General features: G+C 33.8%; 8 protein-coding genes and 4 pseudogenes. 8 read left to right on the plus strand and 4 right to left on the minus strand.

From position 1 onward, the window contains the following. The first annotated feature begins 127 nt into the window (after window positions 1–127). The 3 genes and pseudogenes from GKR88_05580 (at window position 128) to GKR88_05590 (ending at window position 3,270) form a co-directional block, all read left to right on the plus strand. Window positions 128–1,123 (plus strand): transposase, encoded by a 996-nt coding sequence (locus GKR88_05580; GenBank protein QMU63814.1) that lies wholly within the window; start codon window positions 128–130, stop codon window positions 1,121–1,123. Between the two features lie 49 nt (window positions 1,124–1,172). Next, a pseudogene (locus GKR88_05585) lies at window positions 1,173–2,765 on the plus strand (hypothetical protein). A gap of 295 nt (window positions 2,766–3,060) precedes the next feature. After that, window positions 3,061–3,270, plus strand: coding sequence for a hypothetical protein (locus GKR88_05590; GenBank protein QMU63815.1), 210 nt, complete (start codon window positions 3,061–3,063; stop codon window positions 3,268–3,270). Here the strand turns inward: GKR88_05590 and GKR88_05595 are convergent. Next, window positions 3,267–4,168 (minus strand): annotated as a pseudogene (locus tag GKR88_05595) (DDE transposase). The gene GKR88_05590 and the pseudogene GKR88_05595 sit on opposite strands and share 4 nt — an antisense overlap. Before the next feature lie 58 nt (window positions 4,169–4,226). After that, window positions 4,227–4,613 carry a hypothetical protein gene (locus tag GKR88_05600; protein QMU63816.1) on the minus strand — a complete coding sequence of 129 codons (387 nt, stop codon included), beginning with the start codon at window positions 4,611–4,613 and terminating at the stop codon, window positions 4,227–4,229. Between the two features lie 426 nt (window positions 4,614–5,039). Between GKR88_05600 and GKR88_05605 the strand changes: the two genes are divergently transcribed. The 4 genes from GKR88_05605 to GKR88_05620 are packed head-to-tail and all read left to right on the plus strand — an operon-like array spanning window position 5,040 to window position 9,286. Continuing rightward, entirely contained in the window at window positions 5,040–5,969 is a 930-nt protein-coding gene (locus GKR88_05605) for an ATP-binding cassette domain-containing protein (protein QMU63817.1), read from the plus strand. 3 nt (window positions 5,970–5,972) lie between these two features. Then, entirely contained in the window at window positions 5,973–7,286 is a 1,314-nt protein-coding gene (locus tag GKR88_05610) for an ABC transporter permease subunit (protein ID QMU63818.1), read from the plus strand. Window positions 7,287–7,289: 3 nt separating this feature from the next. Next, window positions 7,290–8,120 (plus strand): mechanosensitive ion channel, encoded by an 831-nt coding sequence (locus GKR88_05615; protein ID QMU63819.1) that lies wholly within the window; start codon window positions 7,290–7,292, stop codon window positions 8,118–8,120. Between the two features lie 2 nt (window positions 8,121–8,122). Then, entirely contained in the window at window positions 8,123–9,286 is a 1,164-nt protein-coding gene (locus tag GKR88_05620) for a response regulator (GenBank protein ID QMU63820.1), read from the plus strand. 13 nt (window positions 9,287–9,299) lie between these two features. Here GKR88_05620 and GKR88_05625 read toward each other — a convergent pair whose 3' ends face one another. Beyond that, complete coding sequence (locus GKR88_05625; GenBank protein QMU63821.1) at window positions 9,300–10,445, minus strand: aminotransferase class I/II-fold pyridoxal phosphate-dependent enzyme; 1,146 nt, start codon at window positions 10,443–10,445, stop codon at window positions 9,300–9,302. A 72-nt stretch (window positions 10,446–10,517) separates the two neighbouring features. Here GKR88_05625 and GKR88_05630 point away from each other — a divergent pair. Next, window positions 10,518–12,895, plus strand: a pseudogene (locus GKR88_05630) (penicillin acylase family protein). A gap of 155 nt (window positions 12,896–13,050) precedes the next feature. Here GKR88_05630 and GKR88_05635 read toward each other — a convergent pair. Then, window positions 13,051–13,305, minus strand: a pseudogene (locus tag GKR88_05635) (RagB/SusD family nutrient uptake outer membrane protein). Between the last annotated feature and the right edge of the window lie 31 nt (window positions 13,306–13,336).

Here is a 13,336-nt window from a genome sequence, read left to right on the forward strand (position 1 = left end):
TAGAGCCATCCCCCGTATTAGTCTCCGTTCTTTTTAAAAGTTACTTAGAACCATATAGAATTTCAGTTTCTGCCCTTATTAAAGGTCTTAGTTTAAGTAACTATTATTAATATCTAATTACAAAATTATGAAAACAAATGAAATTATCGGAATCGATGTCAGTAAATTATTAATTGATGTTTGTATCTATTCTAAACAAATTGTTCAACAGTTTGAGAACAGTAAATCTGGATTTAAATTAATGCTAAAGTGGAGTTTTAAAAATTCGTCTTTCTCTAAAGAAGAAACCATGTTTGTATTTGAACATACAGGAATGTACTCTCATTTATTATCTGTGTCTTTAACTGAACAAAAATTATCTTTTTTCATAGCTTCTGGTTTAGAAATTAAAAGATCTATTGGTATTGCTCGTGGAAAGGATGACCAAATTGATGCCAAACGCATTGCTCTATATGGGTATCGATTAAAAGAAGAACTTAAACCCAGTAAGCTACCTAAAAGAAGTATATTACAACTAAAAAGTCTCTTATCTTTAAGGACAAAACTTAACAAACAAAGAGCTGGTTTTAAAGTTACTTTGAAAGAACAAAAAAGAATTTATAAAGCAAAAGAGTATAAAATAATCTTTGACGTTCAACAAAAAATGATTGCAGAACTAACCAAACAAATACACAAGATTAATACTCAAATGCAAGCTATTATTGACCAAAATATAATGTTAAAAGAAACCTATAAACTTGTTACTAGTGTTAAAGGTATAGGAATGCAAACTGCTATAATGATGATTGTGTTTACTGACAATTTTTCAAAATTTGAAAACTGGAGAAAGTTTGCCTCTTATTGTGGTGTTGCTCCTTTTCCTTACCAATCTGGAACTAGTATTAAAGGACGTACAAAAGTCTCTCATTTGGCTAATAAAAAATTGAAAGCAATTATTAATATGTGCGCTATTTCTGCTATACAACATAACCCAGAAATGAAATTATACTATCATAAAAGAATAAAACAAGGCAAAAGTAAAATGAGTACCGTTAACATTATTAGAAACAAATTAATAGCAAGAGTGTTTGCCGTTGTCAAACGACAAACACCCTATGTAGATACTTTTAAATTTGCTGCATAAATTAGTAAAAATAATATCTCAACTTTTACTTGTTTTTATCATAGAATACGGGGGTTTAACCATAGATGCTACCGGAGCTGAAAATCATTGTACTATTTTAGTAATAGAACCCTCACCTCTGGAAAGAAATATGTTATGGGCAGGAACTGATGACGGTCGTATGCACATTACCCAAGATGGCGGTGATTCCTGGACAGACGTTTCAAAAAATATAAAAGGGTTGCCTGTCGGTAGCTGGGTAGCTCAAATAAAAGCTTCTGACAAGAACAAAGGAGAAGCCCTGCTAATAGCTAACGATTACAGACGGTTCAATTATACTCCCTATGCATACAGAACTAAAGATTACGGAAAAACATGGCAACGAATTGTAGATGCCAATGATGTTAAAAGTTATACACTAAGTATTGTAGAAGACCCTGTAAATAAAAACCTCCTGTTTTTAGGAACAGATGATGGTTTGTATATCTCTTTAAATGCAGGAGATACCTGGACAAAATGGACTGCCGGTTTCCCGACGGTTTCCGTAAAAGATTTGGTTATTCATCCCAGAGAATATGATTTGATCATTGGAACATTTGGCAGGGCTGCCTGGGTGTTAGATGATATCAGACCACTAAGAGCAATGGCTAAAAAAGAGCTTCCTGAAAATTTGATGCTATTTGAACCTCCAATAGCATATCAGGTAGCATATCAGCAGCCGACAGGTAGCAGATTTGGAGCAGATGCCCTATACAATGGCGAAAATAGAAAATTCGGTGCCATGATTTCTTATTATATCAAAAGACCGAAAGTAAAGGAAAAAGAAAACATTGCTGAAAAGAGAAAAAAAAGAAAAAATAAAAAGAAATTAAAAAACTTAAAAGAGGTTAAAAAAGAAGAAAAATCAAAAATAAAATGGGATTCTATCAAACTGGAGATTTTTGAGGGGAATCGTTTGATACGAACTTTAAAAGAGAAAGCTCCAAAAGAAAACGGAATTCACAGAATGTACTGGGCGATGAATGAAAAAGGTGCTGACAGGCCTGGCAGAACTATAAGAAAACAAAACCGAGAACGTACCGGCATAAGGGTAAAGCCCGGAACATATCGCTTAAAAATGACTTTTGGAGATCAAACTTCCGAACAGGAAATTACAGTAGCTTATGATCCAAGATTGCAAAAGTCAAATGAAGCTATTCATCAAATTTATGAAGCAGGTAAAGATTTGGAAAAAGACCAACAATTAATGGCTGATGCTGTAAAACAACTGGTAGAAAGCAAAAAAATTGCTGACAATTTTAAATCCCGACTTTCAAAAGAAAATAAAAAGAAATACAAAGATCAGATAAAAGCTTCTGCTGCTATCAGTAAGAAAATAGATACAATGATTGCTGTTTTCCTTGGAAAAGTTGATAAAAGACAGGGCATTATAAGAAATCCCGAGGTAACCATTAATCAACGTTATGGTATAGCACGCAGGTATGTTAGCAGTCGCTATGGCAAATTAACTGATACCGAAAAACAATTGATTCGGCAATTCAAAAATGCTTTACATAAGGGTATCAAACAAGTAAATACTTTTTTTGATACGGAATGGAAAACTTATAAAGAAAAAGTAGAAAATATTGTGATACCACCTTTTAAAGAAATTAAAAAATTCTAAAAAAAACTAATTTTAATGCATATTTAAATATCTTTACGGAGGTTTTTTGATTGAAGATTAAAAGATTTAAAAATGCTTTAATGATTCCTTTTAGGTATGCAAACAAATATTCAAACGAAGGTTTTTAGTATAAAACAAATGAATTATAGCATTTCATCGATAGTTTTTTTTATTTGACCTATGTATTATGTCAATTCAAATAAAAAAGAAAGCTAATACTTGTTATTAATTACATCTTTGTAATGTAATTTAAGAGATTTACATCATGAAAAAAACAAATTTACTACTTAGCTCATTGTTTTTTTATATTAGCATAGCTTCATTTGGCCAAGTGTTTTCAGGGAGTACATCTATTAATGTAGAAGGAGAATTAGTTGTTCCTCTTACGGTAACAGGGTCATTGTTAGGCTTTCAAAAAGTAGCTATTCCGGCTACAGGAGAACGTTACTATCATGTTTTAGGTGATGGTAGTATGTTTGGCTCAAGTAAATTTTATGGGTATTAAGCGAATAATTTTTCAAGTCTAAAGAGGAAAAATTGTGTATCTCTTACGCCTCTTTGATTGGCTCTAAAGAGTTTTATTTTTGAATTAAAAGACTCAAAGACTCTGCATTTGCATTTGTATTCCTATTGTCAAAAAAGTTTAAGATGGTATTAAAATGATGTTTAATACTGTTCATTGCTGTATTGAAATTTTTAAATTCCAATTTTTCTGTATCCTCAAACCAATGTTCAAATCGTTGTTTGGCTTTTACTTTACATTTTTCTTGATAAATGCTTCTAAATTCTAAAGTGTGTTTATAGGCTTGTTGGATGTTTGGATAAAGATTACATAATAATTCTGCTCTTTGTTTTTGATTAGGTGTCCAATCGTTTGTCTTTTTAGCTAAAATATATCTACTTCTAGCCAAAAGTTGCTTTTTTGTATCACCATTAGATAGCACTATGGGTTTGTGTTTCTTCCTTGCTTTTTTAGCAGCTTCAATGGCTTTGTTTTCATCTTCTATTGCTTTCCACCGATGCTGTACTCTAACATGCTGTAAAGCTTCTGTTACCAGTTTTACCACATGAAATCTATCGGTAACAATTTTAGCATTTGGAAAACAAATCTTAGCTGTTAAATTCATATTATTTGCCATATCTAAAGTTACTTCTTTGACTTGTTTGCGTTGTTCTAAGGGTATTCTTTCAATAGCAGTAATAATATCATCACTTTTAATTCCTTTTACACAAGCCACTAAAGTTCCTTGTTTACTTCGTGCGTTCTTGTTGGTCAAATAGGTATAAAGTTCACCTTTAGATAGACTTACTTCATCAAGACTTAAATACTCTCCTATATTCTTCGGATAAATAAGATAATCTTCACAATGGGGCTTTTGATTCCAACTATCAAACCCACTTATCTGTTTCTTATAATGGCGTTGTAAAGTTCGTGGGTAAATACCGTAATAACTCGCTATATTACTGATCGTATCTTCTCGGGCCTCTACCTGTAGCTTTTAAAAAATCAGAAAGTTCTGACGTTAATTTAGAACCTTCTGCAATGAATGAATAATCATTTTTAATCGCTCCCTTTTTAGTCTTCTTATCTCGCCATCGTCTTGTTTTTATATGTAGATAAACTGCTTTACCGCGTATGGGAAAATCTTGAATCTGTTTACTGCTAATAAAACCTTTGGACTCATAATTACCCTTTGAGTAACCCTCTGGTAGAATATTCTTCTCTTCTAAATAAATGTGAAAAGCATCCTTTTTAACTGAAATATCTCCTAATTCTTCAAAAAATACAATATCAAAATGAAGTAATAAATCTTGAGGGAGGATAGATGCTAATAATTCTAAATGCATCGTCTTTTTTTATGCATCTAAAATAATCAATCCCCATAAATTGTCGTTGACCCGAAATTTGAAGCCAAATCAATTTCAATACGCGGAATATATCACTATTTTGGAAAGGTCTCTATATAAAGGAGTCTGAATACAGTTGAAAAGTTTGAAAGTTTCAAGGCGTACATTTAAAAACAAATGTAGGAGTTTTTCAATACCGTTATGAATATTAGAGTACTTTTGAATACCCGGAAAGAATCATTAAAATCTTCTTCAAATCCTTCCATCTTTCAGTTCTTTACTATGCCGTCAAAAAAGACAATTAGGCATCGTAACGGGTAACTCATTATAAATATACATAAAAATATGTAACAATATTTTAGTATGCACTACTATTAAAATAGTAATTTTGTCATTGAGAATATATATTAAAAGCAGGTTAATGATATGGGTAATTTATTAGAAATTAATAATGTAGCAAAGCGTTACGGCAATTATACTGCATTAAACGATGTGTCAATTCAAGTACTAAAAGGAAGTGTATTTGGCCTATTGGGGCCAAACGGAGCAGGGAAAACCTCCCTGATAAGAATCATTAACCAAATTACACTGCCGGATAGTGGTGCTGTTATTTTAGACGGTGAACCTTTGCAGCCAAAACACATTGAAGATATTGGTTATTTACCCGAAGAACGGGGTTTATACAAGAGTATGAAAGTTGGTGAACAAGCACTGTATTTAGCCCAATTGAAAGGCCTGAGCAAAGCAGAGGCTAAAAAAAAGTTGAAATATTGGTTTGAAAAATTTGATATTTCTGCCTGGTGGGGAAAGAAAATTGAAGAGCTTTCAAAAGGAATGGCACAGAAGGTTCAGTTTATTGTTACAGTTATGCACGAACCTAAATTATTGATCTTTGATGAACCTTTCTCCGGTTTTGATCCGATCAATGCTCAATTGATAGCAAAAGAGATCCTTCAATTGCGAGAGGAGGGAGCAACGGTCATTTTTTCTACCCACAGAATGGAATCCGTAGAAGAAATGTGTGATGACATTGCCCTTATAGATAAGTCAAATAAAATAGTAGAAGGAAAGTTAAATGATATTAAAAGGCAATTTAAATCCAATACTTTTCAAATAGGGTTAGAGACAAATAACGCAGCGGAAGTAACCGCCAAAATAAAAGAAAAGTTTAAAGTAACCCCTGCCGATTTTAAATCACTTAATGACGATTTAAAATTGAATATAAAACTTAAAGAAGGTAGTACAACAAGTGATTTATTAGCCTATCTGGCAAGTCAGGGTGAGGTAAAACATTTTACGGAACTCATTCCGGATGCAAACGATATTTTTATTCAGGCAGTAGCAAAAAACAAGTAGAATATGAGCAAGTTAAAACTAATTATCAGAAGAGAATTTATTGCAAAGGTTCGTAATAAATCATTTTTAGTCATGACTTTTTTAAGCCCGCTGATCATGGTAGGAATGGGAGCTCTGGTATTTTTCCTGATGAAAAAGAACGATGAAAAGATAAAGAAAATCATATATGTAGATCATTCCGGACTTTTTACCGAAGATCATTTTAAGAATACCAAAACAGTAAAATATACGGATTATACAGACACAGGAATACAAGCAGCAAAAAAACAAGTGGAAGAAGGAGACTATTATGGAGTCTTATTGATTCCTGAGACAGACAGTTTGGAAGTACTGGCAAAATCAGTTGAATTTCATTCAAAAGATACACCGGGATTATCTATTATGGGTGATTTGGAATATAAAGTGGAAACCAGATTGCGTAACTTAAAGCTGACAAGCTTTGGGATGGATTTAGAAAAGATCGAAGCTTCAAAACTTTCGACAGCTATAAAAATGTTTAATTTTTCGGGAGAAGAGTCCTCAAAATTAAATAATGGATTAAAGATAGGAGTAGGAGCCGTAGCCGGATATTTGTTAATGATGTTTGTAATGATTTACGGGACTTCGGTGATGCGAAGCGTGATCGAAGAAAAAACAAGTAGAATTATTGAAATTATTATATCCTCCGTAAAACCATTTCAATTGATGTTGGGAAAAATTATCGGAAATGCATCGGCAGGATTATTACAATTTTTTATCTGGGGAGTGCTCTTATTTATTATCTCCATAGTATTGTCCGCAGTTTTTGGAATAGATATGGCAGAAGTGCAATCAGTTCAAACGGCCGAACAGCTAGAAACCGTAAAACAAGCAACAGGAGGTAAAGTAGAATCCGTTTTTCTTGAAATATCAAAACTACCATTATTAAAATTGTTTATACTGTTCATTTTCTATTTTCTAGGAGGGTTTATGTTATATAGCTCTTTATTTGCTGCCGTTGGTGCAGCTGTGGACAATGAAACCGATACGCAACAATTTATGTTGCCTATTATGTTGCCGTTAATTTTAGGTGTTTATGTAGGTTTTGCTACGGTAATTAACGACCCTCACGGGCCTATATCTACCATATTTTCACATATCCCGTTTACATCACCAATTGTTATGCTGATGAGAGTGCCTTTTGGAGTATCCTGGTATGAGTTGGTTATTTCAATGGTGTTGTTATTAATGACTTTTACTTTTATGGTTTGGTTTGCAGCAAAAATTTATAGGATAGGCATTCTCATGTATGGCAAAAAACCCAGTTATAAAGATTTGTATAAATGGCTAAAATATTAGGGTTTGGAAAAACTTAAAGAATTTTTAAATTACTCCTTCAAAGTAGGGGAAAACGCACATATAAACGTAAAAACAATTCTTATTCTAATTGTTATTTTGTTTTTAACAAGCTGGCTGTTAAAATTAGTAAGGAGAGTTGTTAACAATAAATTGGATGAAGATAACAAGGGAAAGTTCAAATCTGTCTTTTCTTTTTTGAAGTACTTTATTTATATTCTGGTATTAATTGTAGCCTTAGAATCTTCAGGTGTAAAATTAAGTGTTATTCTGGCGGGTTCTGCTGCATTACTTGTTGGTATTGGATTAGGATTACAGACACTGTTTCAAGACATTATTTCGGGAATTTTTATTTTGGTAGATAAGTCGCTCCAGGTAAATGATGTTGTTGAAATAGATGGAAAAATAGGAAGGATTTTTGAAATAAAATTAAGAACGTCCAGAGCCGTTACTATAGATGATAGAGTGGTGATTATTCCAAATCATAAATTTATGACACAGAGTTTATATAACTGGACTCAAAATGGGAATAAGACCGTGGAATCCGTTGAAGTGGGCGTAGCATATGGGACAGATGTACAAAAAGTAAAGGAGATTTTGTTAAAAATAGCTGTAGAGCACCCTATGATTTTGAAAGATAATAGAACAGATGTTTTATTTGACAATTTTGGAGACAGTGCATTGATATTCAACCTTCGTTTTGTTATTAAAAATAGCTTTATCAGATATAAAGTTAGAAGCGATATACGTTTTGCTATTGATAAAGCGTTTAAAGAATATGGTATTCAGATTCCATTTCCACAGAGAGATGTGCATATTTTTAATCCGAAAAATTAAGGATGAGTAAAATTTTAATCATTGAAGATGAATCTGCTATTCGCAGAGTCTTGAAAAAAATTATCTCAGAAGAGGATAAAGGTTATCAGGTAGAAGAGGCAGAAGACGGATTACAGGGAATTGAAATGATCAAGGCTGCTGATTTCGACTTGGTCTTATGCGATATAAAGATGCCAAAAATGGACGGAGTGGAAGTATTGGAAAAAGCAAAAGTGATGAAACCGGAAATTCCCTTTGTGATGATCTCCGGGCATGGTGATTTGGATACAGCCGTAAATACGATGCGTTTAGGAGCTTTTGACTATATTTCCAAACCACCGGACCTGAATCGTTTGTTAAATACGGTAAGAAATGCTTTAGACAGAAAAGTACTGGTAGTAGAAAATAAACGATTAAAAAAGAAAGTAAGCAAAGACTATGAGATGATTGGTAGGAGTAAAGAACTCAATCATATCAAAGAAATCATAGAAAAAGTAGCAGCTACGGATGCCCGTGTATTAATCACAGGCCCTAATGGTACCGGAAAAGAATTGGTAGCACATTGGCTACATGAAAAATCAGAGCGGTTCAAAGGCCCTATGGTAGAAGTAAATTGTGCAGCAATACCGTCGGAACTCATAGAAAGCGAATTATTTGGCCATGTAAAAGGTAGCTTTACCGGAGCAAATAAAGACAGAGCAGGAAAATTTGAAGTAGCAAACAGTGGAACTATTTTTTTGGATGAAGTAGGAGATATGAGCTTGTCGGCACAAGCCAAAGTATTAAGAGCTTTACAGGAAAATAGGATTTCAAGAGTAGGAAGTGATAAAGACATTACAGTAAATGTCAGGGTACTTGCTGCAACCAATAAAAATCTGAAAAAAGAAATAGCAGAAGGAAGATTTAGAGAAGACTTATACCACAGATTGGCTGTTATTTTAATTAAAGTCCCCCCTTTAAATGATAGAAGAGATGATATTCCTTCGCTGATCATGCATTTTTCCAAAAAAATTATTGAAGAGCAGGGAATGGCTAAAAAAGAATTCTCTGATGCTGCAATAGATCTATTACAGAAATACGACTGGACAGGAAATGTTCGTGAATTGCGAAATGTGGTGGAACGTTTATTGATTCTGGGAGGGCAGGAAGTATCTGAAAACGATGTAAAATTATTTGCCAGTAAATAAAATAACCCTACTATTATGAAAAGCCCAGTACTGTTTTAGTAATATAATCCAGTTGTTCCTCATCTAATTCGGTATGCATAGGTAATGAAATGACGGTATTGACCAATTCATTGGTTACTCTAAAATCATCTTCCTGATATCGATCATCTCTATATGCTTTTTGACTGTGTAAAGGAACCGGATAATAAATAGCATTTGGTATGGCATTATCCAATAAATGTCGATGTAACTCATTTCGTTTCCCATTCATAATTTTTAGAGTATATTGATGAAAGACATGACAGTTACATGTATCGCAGATATTTTTACAAGATGCTGTAATGGGCGTGATGATGTTTGGATGATATGCAAACGCATTCGTATAATACCTGGCAGCATATCTTCTGGTATTGCAATAGGCATCCAGATGAGGGAGCTTTGCCTTTAATACTGCTGCTTGTATACTGTCCAGTCTTGAATTTACACCCACTACATCATGATAATATCGCTTATACATGCCATGGTTTACAATTCCTCTGATGGTATGTGCCAACTCATCGTTACCAGTAAAAATAGCTCCTCCATCGCCGTAGCATCCTAAATTTTTTGACGGGAAAAAAGAAGTAGTTCCTACATGGCCGATAGTCCCTGCTTTTTGTTTACGCCCGTCTTTAAAAGTATAATCCGCACCAATTGCCTGAGCATTGTCTTCAATTACATATAGATTATGTTCATCGGCAATTTGCATGACAGCTTCCATATTGGCAACCTGGCCAAATAAATGGACCGGCACAATAGCTTTTGTTTTGGGTGTAATTGCTTTTTTCAAAGCATCAATGGCTATGTTAAATGTGTCGGGTTCCACGTCAACTAAAACAGGTGTTAGTTTTAATAAAGCAATTACTTCTACAGTGGCAGCAAATGTAAAATCTACTGTGATAACTTCATCACCTTCCTCTAAGCCTAATCCCATCATAACAATCTGGAGTGCATCTGTCCCATTAGCACAAGGAATGACGTGTTTTACATCCAGATATGCTTCTAAGTCTGCCTGGAATTCTTTTACATACGGACCATTAATAAAAGCTGCAGTGTTTAAAATTTCTTCAACAGAGGCATTTACTGTTTTTTTAATCTTGGAATACTGCCTCTGAAGGTCTACCATCTGAATTCTTCTCACGGAATGAAAATTTTAGCTACCCAAAAATACAATTTATATCTGTTATCTTTGGCTAAAATAAAGCTTATCCGAATGAAAACTTTTAAAAAAATCATAAAATGGATCCTTGTATTTGTAGTTATCGGTAGTATTTCTATCGGATTATATATTCGAACTTTTTACCCTGTGTATGACGGGGAGCTAACACTGGCAAATATTTCCGATGAGGTACGGGTTTACTATGACAATTATGGAGTTCCGCATATAAATGCACAAAATCAGAAAGATGCGTATACGGCTTTAGGATATGTACATGCCCAGGATCGGTTATGGCAAATGGAGTTAATCCGAAGGATAGCTGCAGGGAGATTGTCAGAATTATTTGGTAAAAAATTAGTCGAAACGGATATGTTTTTTTCAAGCTTGGGAATTGAGGAAAGTGCAGTCGTATCTATAGAAAAGTTGGATAAAAATTCGGAACCTTATAAATTAGCTATAGCCTATTTGGACGGTGTGAATCAATATATGGAAAATGGAGTTACCCCTCCGGAATTTAAATTGATGGGTATAAAAAAGGAAGCCTATACACTAAAGGATATTTATAATGTATTAGGATATATGTCATTTAGTTTTGCAATGGCACACAAAACAGATCCTCTGTTAACCGAAATAAAGGAAAGTTGGGAGAAGTTTACCTGGCAGAAATGAATATTTCAATGCACCACCAAACAGCAGTTCTTAACCATCAGGAAACTACTGAAATTACTGCTACTTTTTCCAATGCAATACATGCTATATACAAACCATTACCTATACCTTCATTTATGGGAAGTAATTCATGGGTGATTGGCGCTGATAAAACGAAAAACGGAAAAGTAATTTTTGCAAATGATCCGCATATAGGATTTTCACAACCTTCCGTTTGGTATCAGTCACATATCAAAACACCTGACTATGAAATGTATGGATTTAACCTGGCGCTAACGCCCTTCCCATTATTGGGGCACAATAGAAAATATGCATACGGATTAACGATGTTTCAAAATGATGATATCGATTTTTACTTTGAAGAGCAACATCCGTTTAATGAGATGGAATATAAAACACCTACAGGTTTTGTTACTTACGATACTTTTAAAAGGACTATTAAAATAAAAGATAATGCAGACACAACATTTCAGGTAAAAGTAAGCGGGCACGGGCCATTGATGAATACTGTGATGAAAGAAATAGATGATACCAGACCTGTTGCCATGCAATGGATTTATACAAAATTACCTAACCGGATTTTGGAAGTAAGCCATACCATTTCTCATGCAAATTCGTTATCGGAGTTTAAAGAAGGAATAAAAGCATTACATGCACCCGGTTTGAATGTTATGTATGGCGATGCAGAAAATAATATTGCTTGGTTTGCTGCCGGTAAGTTATATAAATATGGAGAAGGAGTAAATTCCAAATTGATTTTAAATGGAACGAGGGGAGAAGATGAAATAGCAGAATATTTGGATTTTGAAGAAAACCCTCAAGCTGTTAACCCTGGTAATAATTATGTATATTCTGCTAACAATGAGCCGGATACTATAGCCGGTATCCGGTACCCGGGATATTATTTACCGGAAGATCGGGCAAACAGAATTGTGCAATTATTAGAGGCCAAAAATGATTTTACTAAAGAAGAGGTTGCTGCCATGCTTTTTGATGTAACTTCCGATACTGCTCCGGAAGTGATTGCGGATTTATTGGAAAATATATCTGCGGATACATTATCGGAAAATGAAAAAAAAGGAATGGAGTTATTAAAAAACTGGAATGGGGCGTATACAAAGAAAAGTGTGGAGCCGGTTATTTACAATCGTTTCTTATATGAATTTTTAACCCTTACCTTTAAAGACGAATTAGGAAAAGGATTTTATCAATTCATGAATACTCCGCTTCAAAAAAAGATGATTGCCATACAAGCTTCAAAAAAAGAGTCTTTATTTTGGGATGATATATTTACAAAAGCAAAAGAAACGAAGCAGAATATTATTACGGCATCATTTAAGAATGCTATCGTATTTTTAGAAAATCAATTGGGCCATACCCCTTCCGAATAGCATTGGGATAAAGTAGCTTCCGTAACACATCATCATGTTTTATCTGCCGGTGGTAGCATTATGCAAAAAGCTTTTGACATCGGGCCCTTTAAAACCGATGGAGGAAATGAAGTAATTAACAATCAATTATTTAAATTAGATAGTACAGGATATTATAAAATACATGCAGGGCCTTCTACACGAAGAGTTATTGATTTTTCTGACGTGGAAAATAGCCTAAGTGTATTGCCGACAGGTCAGTCTGGAAATGTATTTAGTAAACATTATGATGATCAGGCTCAAAAATACCTCAATGGGCAGTTTATAAAAATGCTTATAAATCAAGATGATATAGAGAAATCAAAGCATATATTAGTATTTAAGAAAAAATAATACTACTTCTTTAGCATTTTAGGTAGTTGAGCAAAATAATTTTCAATTTAGAACTTTCAAACTTTCAACAGTATAAAATGTGACTTATATAAAAATAAAAGAGACCTGAGTTTTCAGGTCTCTTTTTATTATAAGAATAAAAATTCTTAGTTCTTTTAGTTATTTATAGGAGTTGGATCAAAAAACCCGGGAATAGGCGATGGCGTATTCGGATTGGTATCTACTTCAACCTGAGGATATAAAAAACGTTGTGGAATTGCCGATCCGGTTTTCGGAGGGACATTTAACAAATTATTGGTACGTCTGATATCGTGATACGGCTGTAACTCCCCAATAAGCGAGATATACTTTTCTTCAAGAATTTCAGCTAAAAGAGCAGCACTTCCCGAAGCGGATGCCGTAGCAGGAAACCCAGATGTTACATTTATAGAGTTTGTTTCA

The organism is Flavobacteriaceae bacterium (assembly GCA_014075215.1).
GTDB lineage: Bacteria > Bacteroidota > Bacteroidia > Flavobacteriales > Flavobacteriaceae > Polaribacter.